This window comes from Albibacillus kandeliae, assembly GCF_003116585.1.
GTDB classification, from domain to species: domain Bacteria; phylum Pseudomonadota; class Alphaproteobacteria; order Rhodobacterales; family Rhodobacteraceae; genus Albibacillus; species Albibacillus kandeliae.
In genome coordinates, this window is record NZ_QEHM01000004.1 from 1 (window position 1) to 16,062 (window position 16,062).

Below are 16,062 nucleotides of genomic sequence, written 5' to 3' on the forward strand. Positions count from 1 at the left end.
AGCTCGCTGATATCGGTGAGGCCGACGCCGTATTCCTTGCTCCGCCCCGGGCTGTCGAGCGACGTGCGATCGCGGTATTCTTGGGTTTCTTCCGGGATCCCGACCGTCTTGCAGCCCGGGATCTCGGTCCAGGTTGCGCCGTCGTCCGACCAGTTGATGGTGCAGAGATCGCCGGCAATGACCTTGTCTGCCATTCCTTCATCCTTTCAAGATTGTGAGAGAGAGCCGGTGACCCGACCGTTGTTCAGGCGCGATAGCGCACCAGGATGTCCAGCATTTGAAGCCGGACCACATCGCCGTCGGTTTCCGAGGTGGAATCCCGCCGGGATATCTCTTTGCAGCGGATCACCGATCCTCCGCGGAAGTCTGTCAGCGTCCGGGAGACAAGCTCGGCCAGCGCCAGCATCTCCGCGTAGCTTGTCGCGTAGACGTTCACCTGCACCCGCGCCGTTTCGTTGCCAGCGCGCGACTTCAGCGCATACTCCGTCCGGTTGCTGATCCGCTGCAGCGTGATGCGCGGAAAGCCTGCGCCCTGGTCGAAGCCGCCCCAGACCACGGAGGGGCACAGCGGGGCCAGCGCACTGTAGAGATCAAATTCCATCAGCTGGTCCCTTTCGTCGCCTTGCGCGCCGCCCGCGCGGCCGCCTTCTCGATCTCGGCCCAGACCTCGCGGCGCAGGATGGCCAGCATGTCCGCGAGGTTCGCGTCCCACGCCGGCCGCATGAACGGGTCCGCCATGACCGCACCCACGTACTTGCCGCTGGCGTGGGTCCTTGGTCCCGTGCCGAACTCGACCAGGTGCGCATGCGGCGCCGGCGACCCGTCGCTCTCGACCGGGCCCACGTAGAGCGTCACCCGGGACGGCCCCCGGTCCCCCCGGGCCTGCCCGTACTGGCGCGGTGTGAGGCGACTGGTGATCGCGATCTCGAAGGCGGAATTGTCCGCCGCCTCCGCCACCGGCTGCAGGGCGCGTCGCATGGCGCGGCGCATCACGCCCTTGGCCGTACCGCGCGCGAGCTCCGCCAGCGCGCGTTCGATATCGCCCGCGCCCTCGATCTTCAACTTGACCGACATGGGTCTATGCCGCCGGCATGCGCCAGGCCGTGAGCTCGAAGCCCAGGCGGAACCCTACGGGCTTTGAGCCTATGATCTGCCAGGTCGCACCGTCCAGAAAGACCCGATAGGTCCCATCGACCGCTGCAGTTAGAGCGGAGTAGGCAACCGTAATGCGGGCATCCGCTCTCTGCTCGACCGCCCCGGCGCGCCAGCGCTCCCCATCTGAGACCGGTACAACCTTTGCCCAGAGAGTGATCACTTCCTCCCAACCGCTTGGACGGGTTTCACCGAGTTCGTTCTTTGCTGAAATCGGTGCCAGAAGCGTGACCCGGTGTTCTCGAGAGCTGGACCGCATCAGCGCCACCAGGTCTTGTGATTGGCAACCAGCCGCGCAATCGAGAGCGGCACCTCGACCGGCGTCCCCTCGAAGCTGACCGGCTCGCGCACCTCGTAGAGGTGGGCCGCGAAGAGCAGAATGGCATGGGCGATCTGCGGCGGCACCGAAGCCGCAAAGGCACCATATCCCGCCACGTAGGTGATGCGCAGCGGCGCGCGGTGCTTGCCCGGGCGCAGCCAAGCGGCCGCGACCAGGTAGCGTCCTGCATCCTCGAAGAGCTCGGCATCCGCGATGGCGATCTCTTCCCACTTCTCCGCCGAGGTGTAGACCTCGACCTCGGCGAGCGCGGAGACCGGGGCAAGCGTCAGCTCGACGGCCCCGCCCGGCGCCGGCACGACCGCGTAGCCCTCTTCCCATGTCTGCGCGATCAGCGCCCGCCCCAGCTCGCCGTCGTCGCCGTCGAACTGCGCCACGGCAACGTCGAGGCAATGCTGCAGAAAGACGTCATCCTCGCCCGGCTCGCGCCGCACGTGTGCCTGCAGGGTTGCCAGATTGACCGGCTGCGCCGCCGGCGCACTGATGCGCTTGAGCGTCATGGCTTATTCCTGCGCCTCGGTCGGCTCGGTCGGCTCGGTCGGCTCGGTCGGCTCGGTCGGCTCGGTCGGCTCGGGAGCGGGCTCAACAGGTTGCGCCTCGGCGTCAATCGGCTCCGCGTAGCCGGCGCGCACCAGGTCCACGCCGAGCCAGTCTTCAACCGTCGGCGTCTGCCCGACGATGTAGCTGAAGGTTGCGCCGGAACAGTTCGTCGTGATCTGGATTTTCATCGAAGAGTCCTTTCGTCAGGGAACAAGGATTTGGCCTGCGGGGCATGGGGCCTGCAGGGGAGCTTCGCTCCTTCGAGCAACGTCGAATTAACAGTGTTTCGCAGTTTGTTTCTGGCGCGGTCGACATTTGACTTGCCTTTGCCCACTGCAAGGCCAGTTCAAAGAGGAACCATGGCGTAGCCGCTATTCGCCTCGTCGACGACGACGTCCAACCAGGCTATCCGTGGAGATTTTCTTGTGATGCGTTCTCACGCCAAATACTTCTGGACCGGTCTCGGCCTTTCGGTCTTTGGGGCGATATTACTTACTGGAGAAGCCCTCGTTTTTGGCGGCGACTTCTTGCCCCCGATCACAACGCCTCACACGCTACTGCTCCCTCTTGGAGAGGCCTGCCTGCTAACCGGCGCACTCTCACTGCTTGTCTTTTTCCTCAGAAGCGAATGACAGCGAAGGACGCAACGAACGCCCGGACTTCCCGTGACCGGCAGCTGTGTTGAGTCAACATTAGCATGCCCAACCTCAGCCACTGCTGATCACTAATCTCTAGAAAAGTATACTTCGCAGACCGCGCGCATTGACGGAGAGACTCGCCATGCAAGTTCTGGCGGATCGCCCAAAGCGGCCCAGTTGCAGATCTGATAGGCGTGAAGATCCGCGCAATCTATGAGGGACTTGAGAAACCAAATCCATCGATTGTCCTGGTCCAAGTCAACGTCAGAGTACTCAAAGGCATGAATGATCATGTCTGCTAGAACGAAACGCACGTCGTCCTGGCCCGAGGTTTCCTTGTAAAGCGACAGGTAGCGGTCCAGATCCGTGGGCTTCACAACTTTGAATGCCCAATCTTGGGTACCTGGTAGTTCTGGTAGGTCAAGACGCCTTGAAACAAACTTAATTGCGTCCTCAGTGTGAAACCGTACCTCTGGTTCGATCAACTAACTGTCCCCAATCAGCTTCGTTGTTACGTTCCTGCGGAACCCTCGCCTCACAACAAATCATGGTTTGACTAGTTGGGACCTAAAGTGATCTCTCACTCTAAAGTCTGAAGATTCACTCTTCCCCCGTCCAGTGGTAATATTCCCACCGAGTACAGCTATAACTTGTACTGCCGAGATGCAGGCGAACTTCTGCCACCTCTCACACCGGGTAGCCGTCACAGCTGAACCCAAGCGTGTCAGGAGTTCCTAATACTCAGATGCTGAAGAACGCGCGGAGTTCAAGACTTGTGACGAGGTAGACGATACCGAATGCTTAGAGACGGTCCGGTGCCATTGCGCGGGGCGAACACCAACTCATCATCAGACCACATCTCCTTGATCATCGCCTCGCAACACAGTGGGATACGGTAAGTCGGGTTTGTATCCCCTTGGACCTCGTGATTAAGCCCCGAGGCACTAATCGTTGCGGAAGCTCGCCCTTGAATCTCTGCGTCCTTTAGGAGACGCCGAAGGGCGTCCCTAAAATTCTCAGAATCTGGCACGACCGAGAGCATCCTTTGAAGCTACCACAGAAAATGCACACCCTTAACACGGCCGCATCGGAAAACCGCATCGCTAACTGCAAGACCTGACGCGCGTTCCCATGTAAGTTCTGCTGCTCTCGTGTTTCGTTGAAGGGTCTCCTCTGCTATGCTCGCCCTCTAAGTATCCGACCTGACCCTCCATGATTGTATCCAAAAGCACCCAAGAACGACAGCTCCCAAGTCATCTTGCACCACATGATACCGCGCTTGCGCGCCTATTCTTCGCGCTTAGCGACCCTGTCCGCCTCGCTCTCGTACGGGAGCTGGCTTTCTTCGGTCCAAAGCCAATCAGAGACTGTACAACGTTTCGCACAGGCACTCCCAAGACAACAAAGTCGCACGCCATAAAGGTTCTCCGAGAAGCCGGGATTATTCAAAGTGATCAATGTGCATCCGGGCGCCTACTTAGTCTGCGTCGCGATGACCTAGACCAGCAGTTCCCTCACCTTTTGGACGCCATCTTAAGCCTACCTGAACCACGATCGGTTTAGCTCCGGCCAGCTTCGTGCATTCGTTCCCGAAGCCAGCGCACTCCCAGCCCAAGCTGACATACCGAGTTTTGTGCTGGAAATGAATCGCCCCTGAAAATGTTGACAGGTGACTGCCACTCACGGCACCCTAACAAGGACTAGCCTCGAAACAGTCTTTGCGACTGAGATCGCGCCAAACTAGTGGCGCGATCTCGACGAGATCAGCTCAAAGCTTCCATTTTCTCACCCCGCCGCCATCTGCAGCGTCTTGATCGCCTTGGCGTGGCCGATGGCCCCGTCGATGCGGTGCACGCCCATGATGCCGAGGTTCGGGAAGAACTTCTCGCGCGCCACGCCCAGCAGCGGGTTGCCCACCTTGCGGACGTAGTATTGCGAGAAGTCGCCGTAGGCGATGGTCTTGGCCGAGGCCGCGATCTGCGCCATCGCCTGGTTGAAGGAGACCGGGCGATTGTTCAGCGTCGCCGGGACACCCTTCGTCACGTCGCCGTCCGACCAGATGTAACGCCCGTTGCTGTCCTTGATCTTGCGGAGCGTCTTCACGGTCTGGTCATGCATCTGGAAGCGGACCTTGGGCCCGGAGCGATAGGCCGGATCGACCGAGTGCTCGAGCTCCATGATGTCGTCGAAAGTCAGCGCGGCCGCCGAGGCGGTGGTATGGCCGACCTGCGCGCCGGTAACGAAGCCAAGTGGTTCGTTCACGCCGGTGCCCACGGTCAGCCACGCATTGCCCTTGCGGCCCAGGCGCTCGCCGATCAGCTTGCCGAGCAGGCTCTCGAAGCCGAAGGCCGAGTCTTGTGCCAGCTCGAAGGACCACTTGATCCAGGGCGTGACAAGCGTATGAGCGAGCAGCTGGGTCTTCGCCAGCACGATATCGCCGGTGTCATCGTCGACACCCTCATCGCCCTCGGTGTGCGGGTTGGCCTCTTCGGCGGTATCGTCCACCTTCGGCAGGTCAAAGGGCGCACCGGTTGCAAGGTTGATCTCGGTTGCGACGTTCGCATCCATCATCGGGCCGTGGGCAGCCATGGCGATATTGATAGCATTGGCCAGCGTGGTCGGAACCAGGAAACCGCCCGTCGCGCCGGTGCCCAAAGTCTGGGTCCGGATTTCACGGGCGCCGGCCCGCAGCGCCTCGCGCACCTCCTTGTCGAGATCGGAGATATCCGCACCCGACGCCAGGAACTGGCGGAAGGCCTCGCGGTATTCTTCGCCAAAGGTGTCGCCCGCCGAGTGGGTCACGTCTTCCTGCCCGGGGCGACGCGCCTCACGCTCCTCGCGCTCGCGCTCTTCCTGGCGGCGCTCCTCGTCCTGCTGCGCCTTGCAGGCCCGCTCTTCGCGGCCAGCTTCCTTCACCAGCTCGTCGTACTGATCCATCAGCTTGTCGAACTGATCATTGGCCGCGCGCGCCTCTTCCTTCGGCGTCTTCTCGGTGATCTTCGACCGGACGTCGTTCGCCTCGGTCAGAACCTTCTGCGCCTTCTCGCGCAGCTCTTTCACTTTCGTCATTGCCCTGCCTTTCGATATGTAGGGTAACTGCGCCTGCCCAGGGCGCCGGGAACGGGCGGGGTCGGCTGGTCAGTCCAGGCCGGACAGACGCGAGCGCATCTGCATCTGGCGGAGGAAGAATTCACTTCCCGCGCCCAAGGCCGCGGTCTTGGACCGCAAGCCGATCTCGGTGCCCTCGTAGGCGGGATCCGTCACGATCGACACGTCGTAGAGCTTGACCTGGTGGATCGAGCGCACTGCATAATTGCCGGTCTCGTCCCAGGTCTCCTTTTCCGAGATGAAGGCGAAGCTCATCTTGCTGAGATCGCCGCGCTTCATCTTCGGCAGGATGCGCTGCACGTCCGGATCCGAGGCGTCAAAAGCCGTATCGACCCGCAGGCCCCGCTCGTCCTCGGTCAGCGTCAGGGTGCCCGAGCTGGTGCGCGCCAGCGGCAGGCCGCCGTGGTTGATCAGGAAGGTAACGTCATCGCCGCGCTTCAGCGCCTCGGTGAAGGCGCCGGGCTCGATCACCTCGGCCCAGCCCCAGCTGTCGAGCGGACCGATCTCGGTCTGCTCCCCGAAGACAGCCGCGTAGCCGGTCACATGGATTAGGTCGCCCTCGGCCGCGCGCAGCTCGACGGGCGCGACGGCGCAGTAACGCACCTCGCGTTGTGGGTCGCTCATCGCGGCCTCCTTTGCTGTATTAACTTGGGCGTGTTGCCAGGCTTGTATTTTGCTGTGCTAGCCACTATGTAAGGCGTGCAAAGCTTCTTCCTTTGAACATCTGTTACCTAGCGGCCTCAGTTGATCTTATGACGACACTGGGCCAAGTCACTGCGTCATGCGAGTGGCAAGAAACTAGGAGATATCACGATGGCCAATGGCACCGTGAAATGGTTCAACCAAACCAAAGGCTTCGGCTTTATCGCACCGGAAACCGGTAGCAAGGACATCTTCGTCCATATTTCGGCACTGGAACGCTCCGGCATCCAGAGCCTTGATGACGGCCAGGCCGTCACCTTTGACGTAGAAAGCGGCCGTGACGGTCGCGAAAGCGCGAGCAATCTCGCTCTCGCGTAACACGTCTGCATGCATGACGTTTGAAGGGGCAGCCATTTGGCTGCCCTTTTTATGTTCTGCTCAAAGAGGATGCTAGCAGAAAGCCTCTCCTCGTACCGACCGCTTCATCGAGGCCCTTCCTGTGAGCGCGATCGGTACCGCGCCCTCGCGCCGTGCGATGAAATGTTTATTGGTTTGAAGCTGGACATGAACCAGAAATCCTAGACAAGAAGTCAGCAGCAAACCTCACGGCTTCGTACTAACGTTCTCGGCTAAGACATCCAGACCTTCAACTTCGGGTCTTGCATGCTTCTTTCACCATTTCTGGAAGCTTAATGAAATCAACCGGCTTAGTGATCACCTTGGACACTTTTAGCCCAGCCAGCTCCTCTGTCAGCTTGTCCGAGCAGATCGCTGTAAGGAACAGTGCTGGAGTGTCTTGAAACTCTGCTTTTTCACGAATAGCAGACAGGACCTCCGCACCAGTCATCCCGGGCATATTAAAGTCGAGCAATAGAACTTGAGGCCGAAACGTTTCGACGGCACTTATGGCGCTCTGCCCGTCCGTACACTGAAGAACCTCAAACCCTCCGAGTTCCACCAGTGACATTCGCACCAGCTCACCAATGAACTCATCATCATCGACGTGCAGAACACGCATCAGGTACAGTTGTTCACCAAATTCGGTGCCTCTCTGGATCTGCAAGGCCCCCGCCTAGTTCATAGTTGACCATGGGGAAGGTGAAACTTCAACCAACTTCGCATTAGTGCGGACTTCTTTCACAAATGTGTTTCGCCGTCTCCGCCCCCCGCCTTCGCGAATGCCTTGCCCGCGAACTCGATTGGCACGGTGGCACCCTGCACCAGCAGCGTGTCGCCACCCTCTTTCGGTGGCCGGTTCTCCAGCTCGCGCCCCTCGTTCGGAGTCAGCAAGCCGCTCTGGATCGCGCGCACAATGGCCTCGATCCGCGTCTTGAAGTCCTCGCGCATGACGCCGCAGTCGTGAAAAGTCACGTAGCGCTTGAAACCCACGGAGCACCGTTAACGTGATCTAATGATCAATACGCTTCACCCGGGACCACTAGTTGTGCCTTGCGAAGCTCGCTTCCTCGGCCGAGCACTGAATCGCGCTCAAGCACTCTATTGATGTGGTTGGGGTTCACCCAAGATAGCCGGAAGCACTCAATAGGACTACCTTAGAACTATCTGTCTTGCCCCGACCCTGCCCGGAGAGAAATCGCTGCGTACAAACTGATAGTTCGCACGCAGCGCAGTAGCTACTGCATCGCCTTGCTCATGAACTGCTCGACTACATTTGACATGTCGAACGACGCACCTCCCTGTACCGGCGGATAGTCGGCAAGGGACTGCAGATGCTCCTGCATCAAAACGTTCATAGGTTGCATTAGCCACGACACCTTTTGCATCAGGTGTCCGTAAGCGTCTGTGCTCGAATAGCTTTCGAATGGATCCATCCGGATGTTGAAAACCATCGGTGCGGTACGGGCCTGAAGGCTGTCATAGTAGTCCTCTTTGGTGGAGAAGTGGAACTTCCATGGCCCCATTCGAACAGCAGTAAGTTTGCTCTCGTAGTAGTAGAAAATGCTATTCCGGTTCGAGTGGTCCTGTTCACCTGTCCAGTATGGAAGGTTGTTGACCCCATCGATCACCTGCTGCTTTTCTTCCATTACCTCTGCTGCGACGTCTTCGATTCCAGCAGCGGCCGCAAGGGACGTAAACATGTCCTGATGTCCTTGAATACCATTCAGAACAGCTCCCTCTGGGAAGTGCCCGGGCCACCGGATCATTGAGGGAACACGCACACCACCCTCATAGGTGGTCATCTTTTCGCCGCGGAACGGCGTCGTTCCGCCGTGCGGCCAAGAATTGTGTTCCGGACCATTGTCTGTCGAATACCAAACGATTGTGTTGTCTGCGAGGCCCTGCTCATCCAGCCAGTCAAGCACCAGCCCGATGTCGTGATCATGCTGCAGCATACCTGAACCGTAGAGATCTGCCTCCGAAGTGTACTCTTCCGCTGCATAGCGCCACTCATCGTTCAGACGGGTGTATAGATGCATGCGAGAAGTATTGAGCCAAACGAAGAACGGTTCACCTGCTTCCTTGGCACTTGCCATGAAGTCGATAGCAAGCGGTATCACCTCGCCGGCGTCGAAATCTTTCATCCGTTCCTGAGTTAGCGCTCCGGTATCTTCAATCGTTTGCTTCCCGACACGCCCGAAGCGAGGTTGCTCGGTAGGATCGTCTGTCTCACTTGCAAAGGAATGGATCACCCCCCGTGTCCCGAACTGTGCCTCGTACTCTTCGAGTGAGCCCGAGAACGCCTCGCCGAAGCGCTGATAATCGCGCTGCTCTGCTTCCTCTTGGGTGTTCAGGTGATAGAGATTACCGAAGAATTCATCAAAGCCATGGACAGTCGGGAGGTGCTCGTTGCGGTCGCCCAAGTGGTTCTTGCCGAAATGCCCCGTTCGATAGCCGACATCCTTCAACTCCTCCGACAATGTTGGCGAGCCGGCCTGAAGTCCAAGCGACGATCCCGGTTGTCCAACCGTCGTCATACCTGAGCGGATTGGATATTGCCCCGTGATGAAAGCCGCCCTGCCTGCGGTACAGCTTGGCTGGGCGTAGTGGTCACTGAAGCGAATGCCTTCATTAGCAATGCGATCGATGTTCGGGGTCGAGTAACCCATTGTGCTGATGCCGTAGGACGACAGGTTCTGCCACCCGATGTCATCGCCCCAAATCACAAGAATGTTTGGCTTTGTTGGTGCATCTTGCGCCAACGCAGGTCCTGCCAGGCCCAGAATTGCGAAGGGTAAAGCCATGTATAGGTATCGAGACATCAGTCCTCTCCTTTGCGGTATGAAATGTAGAATCGAAATCTAATTAGTAGGTTAGCACACTTCTTGCGGGTGCAGTTGAGGAAAACTCGCGCCTAAGCGCCAGCCTGCAAGACAAGGAATTCGTCCCTTAACCATCGGCGCCTATCGCATTCTCGAAGCTGACTTCATCGGCTCATTCTTGCTTCTCAGATTGATCGTTTCCCCCCTTCGCGAAGGCCTTACCTGCGAGCTCGATCGGCACGGTGGCGCCCTGCACCAGGAGCGTGTCGCCACCCTCTTTCGGTGGCCGGTTCTCCAGCTCGCGCCCCTCGTTCGGGGTAAGCAGGCCATTCTGGATCGCGCGCACGATGGCCTCGATTCGCGTCTTGAAGTCCCCGCGCATGATGCCGTCGAGGTTCAGTTTCACGTAGCGCTTGGAGCCGCGCCCGAAGACCTTGAGCGTGAGCTCCTGCTCGAACTTCTTCACCCAGCGCCGCAGCGTGTGCTTGACCAGGTGCAAGTCCTGGTGCTCGACATTGCTGTAGTTGCCTTTGCTGAGCTCCTGCAGGAACACCGGCGGCAGTTGGTAGATGCGCGCCACCTGCCCCACAGCAAAGATCTGCACCGGCGTCAGCTGCATCTTTTCCGGATCATCGCCGAGGCGCTGAAGGTCATGCCCCGCCGGCAGCGGCAGCACCGGCTTGCCCTCCTCGGCCGAGCGGCGCGTCACCTTCATCAGGTCCGCCGCCGCCCGCATCATTTCCTTGGCCGCCGTGAACGGCCCCTTGAGCACGTAGGGCGGCACCCCGTTCTTGCCGAAGACGGTGAGCGCGTAGCGGTTCGCGTTCAACCCCTGCCGGATCGCCGAGGCGCAGGTCATCACCGGGTTGTAGCAGTTCACGTGATCCGCCTTCAGCAGGAAGGCGATGTCGATCACGTCCTTGCCCTCGTAGGTCTTCGTCTTCCCCGAGGGCTCGGTGTAGTCGTAGAAGAGCCGCCCCTTGGACTTGCGCACCGTGGTGCGATGGTACTCCATCGGGAAGAGGTTGATCACCTTGCCCCCGCGCCGCTCGATGTAGGTATAGGCCCGACCGGGACCGAAGACCTCGGCGAAGAAGGTCTCGCGCCACGAGAAGCTGGTGGTGCTGTCGTTGACCGCCGCCCCCAGCACATCGGCCACCCCGCCCGTGATCTTCTTGTCCCCGCCCGGCTCGCCCGTCTTCTCGTAGACGTCGATCGGCAGGCCCGCCATGGCGGCCGAGAGGAAGTTGATCGCGGCCCAGACCCCCGGAAGAGAGAGCGCCTCTTTCATGGTGACGCCTTCCGACACCTCGCCCGTCAGCACCTCGGTGATCGCGGTCACGCCGCTGTCCACCAGCACCTGCGCCCGCTCTTCCGGAGCCGCCTTGGCGCGCCCGAACCTCAATCCAAGTCCCACAGTTCGCCCTCCAGCGAGAATCCATCATCGGCCCAGGGCGAGGTTTCCTTGCCCCCGCGCTCGCGGCACAGCGCCATGCCCGTCGCCATGGCCAGCGAAACCATGCCGTCAATCCGGCCATGCGCCTTTTCCTTGTCGAACATCCGGTGCCCGGTGCGGTTCTCGGCATAGGTCACCGAGGCCGCCATGCTGTCGAGCAGCGGATTGACCGCCACCACCTGGCGCCCGTCGTAGATCGCGTTCTCCAGCTTGTTGATGGAGTCCGGCATCCAGAGGTAGACCTCGACCTCCTCGCCCGGGTTGGTCGGGTCCGGCACCTTGTCGAGCACCCGCTTCTGGTAGCCCTGCGGGTGGATCTCGGTCGGCAGCACCAGCCCCTTTTCCGTCAGGCTGTCCTTCAGCCGCTCGAGCCCGTACTGGTCGCAGGCGATCACCTCGGGCATGTAGCGCGAGTTCAGGTCAGCAAGCGCGTCCGCCAGCCACGGATACTTGAGCCGCTCCCCCGGCACCGCCTCGATGTGCCCCTGCTTGGCCCAGAGGTCATAGGGGGCCTGGTCGCGCCCCGAGCGCTCCAGCAGCGTATCCGCCGGCGTCCAGAACCAGGTCTTGGCCGCGAGCTTCTCCGCGTCCTTCGTCGCGTCCAGTACCCAGACCAGCGTCAGCGCCGAGAAGTCGCGCACCTGGCTGAGGTCGAGGCCACCGAAGCAGGGATAGCCTGCCTTTGTCAGCGCCTCCGGGTCCACCTCGCCGTGACAGGCGATCCAGGCGTCGCGCTTGATTGCCGCCTTCACCGATTGCGTCCACTGGCAGAAGTGCAGCCGTGCGATGCCGTTCCGCTTGCCCGGCATCATCTTTGCCTGGTTGACCACCTTCTGCAGGTATTCCTCATCAATCGTCACGCCCAGCAGTGGGTTCACCTTCACCCAGCAGCTCGGGTCGTTCTCCCAGTCGTCACCGTCATCCAGCGAGCAGATGAAGGCGAAGGTGGAATCGTCCTCGATCAGTCCGGTCACCACGTTTACGCCGTGCTGATGCTCTTCCCAGCAAATGGACTTCTTGTCCGTCCCCGAGTTCGTCGCCATGCAGAGCAGCGGCTGCTTGCGGAATTTGAAGCCCCGCTCCAGCATGTCGATCACGTCCCGGTTCGGGTGCTCGTGCACCTCGTCGGTCAGCGCGCAATGGGGACGCGGCCCCGACTGCGCCTTCTCGGCCGAGAGCGGGCGGAACTTCCGCTTGTCGCCCTGCTTGCCGACATAGGTCATCTGCCAGACCGGGTTCTCGCCCTGCTGCGCCACGCGACGTTTCAGGACCGGGGACTGATCCACCATGGCGACCGCGTCCTGGAACAGGATCGCCGCCTGGTCCTTCTTCGCCGCCGCCGCGTAGACCTCGGCGCGCGGCTCGCCATCGGCCACCATCATGTAGAGCCCGATGCCGCCCAGCATCGGCGACTTGCCGTTGCCCTTGCCCTCCTCGTCGTAGAACCGCGTGAAGCGGCGCAGCCAGGCATTGTGCCGCGCGCTGAACCGCTTCCAGCCGAAGAGCGACCCGATCCGGAACGCTTGGCTCGGGTGCAGCTTGAACGGCCGCCCCTCGAACTGCCCGCCGTTCAGCCGCAGCACCTTCGGAAAGAAGTCGATGGCGCGCCGCGCCGCCTCCAGGTCCCACTTGAGACCGCGCCCCGGCCCCTCGACCAGGTCGCGCAGATGACGTTCGGCCGCCGCGCGCACATAAGGCCCCGCGACGATCTCGCCCGCCGCGACGACCTGTGCCCAGGCCGTCACCGGATCCACCTCGTAAGTGACCCGGGGTTCCGTCTCGCTCACGTCAGGTAGCCCTCAGGGCCGGTCGGGTCGGTGAAGTTGAACCCGAGCTGACCGGCCCCGGTGAAACCGCGCTCCGCTGCCGGCGTCATGCCGAAGTCATTTGCCAGTCCGCGGATCTGCCGGAACGTCTCATTCAGCTGCGCCACCTCCGGCCGGCTCTTGATCTGCACCCCGTTGCGGGTCTCGCTCTCGTAGGTCTCGCCGAGCTCTTCGAGCTCCAGCGCGATCCGGTCATGGCGCACCACGGCCGAGCAGAGCTGCCGGAACATGTAAACGTTGGAAGGCTTCAGCCGATCGACGGTCGGGTGGCAGAGCGGCAGCGCCAGGCGGTCGAAGGTCCAGCGCATCTGGCCGGTCAGCCCCTCGGGCCGCAATTCCTCCAGCCGGGCCCGCGCCCGCTCCTCAAGGTTATGGAGTTGCACTCCATCCTCGGCCAGCGGCACCACGTTCTGCTCTGTCGGTTTGCGACCTCGCATGCCTTCCCTCTAACTCCCTCTACCACGTGGCTTTTTCTATCCAATTTCGACTTTGCACACAGAAAGGTTCCCCCTCCGGTTTCCACCGAAAGCGGATTTTCTGCGGACCCTCCCCCCGGGGCCATGACCCCGGGAGCCTGCTCTACTGGTTGGCCGGGTGTTCGGGATCGAGAGGCCAGCCATCTTCGCCGCGCTCTTCCGAATAGCCCCGCGCCTCGAAGCGCTGCTTGTTCTGGTCGTGATCATCCGGGCACAGCGTTTGCAGGTTGCCCGTGTCCAGGAACAACGCCCGGTCACCCCGGTGCGGGATCAGATGGTCCACAACCAGGAACCGGCGTCGTGCGTTTGCCTGCCGCTCACCCGACGAGGTCAGAGACCCGTCGTTGACGATGCCCCGCCGAAGACACGCCCGGCACAGAGGCTCCCGCGCAAGGTGCTGGGGCCGCAGCGCGCGCCGCCAGGCCGACAGGTTGTAAAGATGGTGGTACTCGTTCCGGGCCGTCATCGCTGCCCCCAGAATGCAAAAGCGCCCGCCGGTTTCCCGTGGGCGCACTTGTTGATGATGAAGATCAAGTGGCACGCTGATGACACAGCTGTCAAGCACTGTTCGCAGCCAGACCACGCCTTGTACGGCCAGCTTGCCTGCCGTCTGGCTCATCTAGCGTAAGCTCATCCAACCTTCGACCACAAGATCACCTCGGACAAGTCCAGATTTGCGTTCTATATCTCACCTGGCATTGCAACGTGGACCTTGGTTGACTACGTTGCTTCAGAAAACGCGTGACACCCATTGGTCCAAAATTAGGAGCAGGCGCTGGCCGATTGATAATGACAACAAATTTCCCCACCCTAGAGACCGATGCAATACGCGAGGCTGTTTTCGAAGTTAGGTTTGATCCTAGCAAAGACTTCATTCCTGAAATTTTTTACGGCCGAATGTCGGACTCGGAGGAGTGGAAGAGCTATAAACCAGTGCGCCTTCCGATTGCAGACATTCCCGACGCGGTACGCCGCTCTGAGTCGAGCTTACAACACAAGCCCATCCTCGAATTGGTGTCACCCGATGGTGGAACCGCAATTAGACTCGGACCTGATGTCGTTATCTTGAGCCGTCGCGGGGAGTATGGAGGTTGGAATGAAGTGTTCGGGCATAGCATCGAGAAAATATGCCAGAGACTGTTCAGCATTCTCGGAGAGATTCGAGTAAGGCGTTTGGGCCTTAGATACATAAACGCCCTGCGATCCGATCTTCACGGCATTTCTGGCCCCAAGGACCTTCAAGTTAAGATTGATGTTGCCGATTCCTCAATCAACGGCCCATTCAGTCTCAGTTTTGTCTCAAATGCTGGCTCTCAAGTGGAGTCTCTCACGCGCCTCTCGACCACCGAGTTTGCCGGCGGCGCAATTCCAGACCATACTACCTTTGTAATTGACATTGACGTCAGAACAAACGGCGACCCCAAGATAAAGGATCTAAGAGGGGTGATAGACTGGGCGCAACGAGCCAGAGCTGAGAAAAATGAGCGCTTTTTCTCAGTCCTTGGCTCCAAAAACACCGAGCGGTTAAGAAAGAAAAACTAATGGACACAACCACCTCTAGCTACTGGAGATTGATAGACTGGCTGGACTGCACAGGCGGCGCGATCAATCACAATCAAAGATCAATGCAAGTAGATCAGAACACCGTGGCTCTCGCAGCCTCAGTCGAGGAACTTCTTTACACCAAAGAACAAGAAACCGAGTTTCCAGCGGTGACTGATTGGCTCGCAAGTGTTGAGGGTCGCATTAGGGACTCCATCGCCCCTCACACTGAGGTCGATCTATCCACAAGAGATTGGCTCAATCGTGACGCAGCTCTTGCGGCACTTACTTTTCTTCGAGATAGCTGCGATCTTTTGCCCTCCGAACCATACCTTTATGGCACACCTGAAGGCGATTTAGTTGCAGAGTTTGAGACTGGGAACCTTCGCGTCACCACTGTTATCGCCGGAAATGGTACGACCATGTTTGGTTATCGACGAGATCACGATGACTTCCCAACACAATGCATAATTCAGAACGGCAGCAACCGTCGACGGCATGAGGTCAAAGAATTCACACAGGCATTAGGCATAGGCATCAATGGGAAAGTCGAAGGTTTGGGAACCTGATCCCAGCGAACCAATCGGAAAAAATGAACGGATTGGAAGAAGGATTTGGGATACTCCGAAATTGCGCGGCGCCGACACTCAACCAGATGTCGCAGCCCTCGACATCGAGATCTTTCGCGAGCGGCGATCTAAAGAAGTCTCACTGGATCGGCTTGGACGCACAGGAATTGAGAAACGGGTAATCTCTTACTTGCAACCACGCTGTGAGTTGCACGGGGCTTCATTTAGCCCAAATCGTCGCTTTGATGGATGGGCGACAATACAAGCAGAAAAACTAACAAACAAATGGAACAACATACCAAAATGGAGCATCTCTGCATCGCCAGTGGAGGGCAATTCAGAGGTACCGAATTCCGATAACCGGTATCATGCACATGCGGTGTGCGATGGGAGCGACAATGACTTGACGGTGGCGCTGTTTCTAAGACACCTGTTTGAGAGATACGGCGATTTGCACCCCGCACCAACGAATTCGCCAAACGAACAATCTCAAAGCAACTGGCTGAAATCACTCATCACTGCCATTCGTCGCAGCATTTTTCGAGATCGTTAGCA

At 59.6% G+C, this 16,062-nt stretch carries 18 protein-coding genes and 1 pseudogene; 4 read left to right on the forward strand and 15 right to left on the reverse strand.

Annotated features, from left to right (window positions below):
* The 8 genes and pseudogenes from DDT93_RS10595 to DDT93_RS10635 all read right to left on the reverse strand — a co-directional run.
* A pseudogene (locus DDT93_RS10595) lies at positions 1 to 194 on the reverse strand (hypothetical protein); the annotation flags it as partial.
* 50 nt (positions 195 to 244) lie between these two features.
* Positions 245 to 601, reverse strand: coding sequence for a tail completion protein gp17 (gp17, locus tag DDT93_RS10600; RefSeq protein WP_109465823.1), 357 nt, complete (start codon positions 599 to 601; stop codon positions 245 to 247).
* Positions 601 to 1,074 carry an HK97-gp10 family putative phage morphogenesis protein gene (locus DDT93_RS10605; RefSeq protein WP_109465824.1) on the reverse strand — a complete coding sequence of 158 codons (474 nt, stop codon included), beginning with the start codon at positions 1,072 to 1,074 and terminating at the stop codon, positions 601 to 603. Before DDT93_RS10605 ends, gp17 begins: the two co-directional genes overlap by 1 nt.
* 4 nt (positions 1,075 to 1,078) lie before the next feature.
* The gene (locus DDT93_RS27160; RefSeq protein WP_109465825.1) at positions 1,079 to 1,411 is read right to left on the reverse strand and encodes a head-tail adaptor protein; all 333 of its coding nucleotides are present in this window, start codon (positions 1,409 to 1,411) and stop codon (positions 1,079 to 1,081) included.
* Entirely contained in the window at positions 1,411 to 1,989 is a 579-nt protein-coding gene (locus tag DDT93_RS10615) for a head-tail connector protein (protein ID WP_109465826.1), read from the reverse strand. The genes DDT93_RS27160 and DDT93_RS10615 overlap by 1 nt, the downstream gene beginning before the upstream one ends.
* Before the next feature lie 3 nt (positions 1,990 to 1,992).
* On the reverse strand, positions 1,993 to 2,217 hold the full coding sequence (locus DDT93_RS26470; protein WP_157960138.1) for a hypothetical protein: 225 nt from the start codon (positions 2,215 to 2,217) through the stop codon (positions 1,993 to 1,995).
* Between the two features lie 2,235 nt (positions 2,218 to 4,452).
* Positions 4,453 to 5,736, reverse strand: a complete 1,284-nt coding sequence (locus tag DDT93_RS10630) for a phage major capsid protein (protein ID WP_109465829.1) — start codon at positions 5,734 to 5,736, stop codon at positions 4,453 to 4,455.
* 69 nt (positions 5,737 to 5,805) lie between these two features.
* Positions 5,806 to 6,399 carry an HK97 family phage prohead protease gene (locus DDT93_RS10635; RefSeq protein WP_109465830.1) on the reverse strand — a complete coding sequence of 198 codons (594 nt, stop codon included), beginning with the start codon at positions 6,397 to 6,399 and terminating at the stop codon, positions 5,806 to 5,808.
* Positions 6,400 to 6,588: 189 nt separating this feature from the next.
* On the opposite strand from DDT93_RS10635, the gene DDT93_RS10640 reads away from it, so the two are divergent.
* Complete coding sequence (locus tag DDT93_RS10640; protein WP_109465831.1) at positions 6,589 to 6,795, forward strand: cold-shock protein; 207 nt, start codon at positions 6,589 to 6,591, stop codon at positions 6,793 to 6,795.
* A 268-nt stretch (positions 6,796 to 7,063) separates the two neighbouring features.
* On the opposite strand, the gene DDT93_RS10645 is transcribed toward DDT93_RS10640, so the two are convergent.
* The 7 genes from DDT93_RS10645 to DDT93_RS10675 all read right to left on the reverse strand — a co-directional run bounded on the left by DDT93_RS10645 (position 7,064) and on the right by DDT93_RS10675 (position 14,015).
* Positions 7,064 to 7,480, reverse strand: coding sequence for a response regulator (locus tag DDT93_RS10645; RefSeq protein ID WP_109465832.1), 417 nt, complete (start codon positions 7,478 to 7,480; stop codon positions 7,064 to 7,066).
* Positions 7,481 to 7,554: 74 nt separating this feature from the next.
* Positions 7,555 to 7,764: a hypothetical protein gene (locus DDT93_RS10650; RefSeq protein ID WP_109466310.1), complete on the reverse strand. Its 210-nt coding sequence runs from the start codon at positions 7,762 to 7,764 to the stop codon at positions 7,555 to 7,557.
* A gap of 287 nt (positions 7,765 to 8,051) precedes the next feature.
* Positions 8,052 to 9,638 carry an arylsulfatase gene (locus DDT93_RS10655; RefSeq protein WP_232825433.1) on the reverse strand — a complete coding sequence of 529 codons (1,587 nt, stop codon included), beginning with the start codon at positions 9,636 to 9,638 and terminating at the stop codon, positions 8,052 to 8,054.
* Between the two features lie 172 nt (positions 9,639 to 9,810).
* Positions 9,811 to 11,055, reverse strand: a complete 1,245-nt coding sequence (locus tag DDT93_RS10660; RefSeq protein WP_157960139.1) for a phage portal protein — start codon at positions 11,053 to 11,055, stop codon at positions 9,811 to 9,813.
* A complete protein-coding gene (locus DDT93_RS10665) occupies positions 11,040 to 12,881 on the reverse strand; it encodes a terminase large subunit (RefSeq protein ID WP_109465834.1) in 1,842 nt (613 codons plus the stop codon). Before DDT93_RS10665 ends, DDT93_RS10660 begins: the two co-directional genes overlap by 16 nt.
* Complete coding sequence (locus DDT93_RS10670) at positions 12,878 to 13,357, reverse strand: P27 family phage terminase small subunit (protein ID WP_109465835.1); 480 nt, start codon at positions 13,355 to 13,357, stop codon at positions 12,878 to 12,880. Before DDT93_RS10670 ends, DDT93_RS10665 begins: the two co-directional genes overlap by 4 nt.
* Positions 13,358 to 13,499: 142 nt before the next feature.
* Positions 13,500 to 14,015 (reverse strand): HNH endonuclease, encoded by a 516-nt coding sequence (locus DDT93_RS10675; RefSeq protein ID WP_232825434.1) that lies wholly within the window; start codon positions 14,013 to 14,015, stop codon positions 13,500 to 13,502.
* 122 nt (positions 14,016 to 14,137) lie between these two features.
* Here DDT93_RS10675 and DDT93_RS10680 point away from each other — a divergent pair, with 122 nt between their 5' ends.
* From DDT93_RS10680 to DDT93_RS26480, 3 genes are read left to right on the forward strand one after another with little or no spacing between them, the layout of a single operon-like run.
* A complete protein-coding gene (locus DDT93_RS10680) occupies positions 14,138 to 14,938 on the forward strand; it encodes a TIGR04255 family protein (protein WP_157960140.1) in 801 nt (266 codons plus the stop codon).
* Complete coding sequence (locus tag DDT93_RS26475) at positions 14,938 to 15,507, forward strand: hypothetical protein (protein WP_157960141.1); 570 nt, start codon at positions 14,938 to 14,940, stop codon at positions 15,505 to 15,507. Before DDT93_RS10680 ends, DDT93_RS26475 begins: the two co-directional genes overlap by 1 nt.
* Positions 15,479 to 16,060, forward strand: a complete 582-nt coding sequence (locus DDT93_RS26480) for a hypothetical protein (RefSeq protein WP_157960142.1) — start codon at positions 15,479 to 15,481, stop codon at positions 16,058 to 16,060. Before DDT93_RS26475 ends, DDT93_RS26480 begins: the two co-directional genes overlap by 29 nt.
* Positions 16,061 to 16,062: the final 2 nt, after the last annotated feature.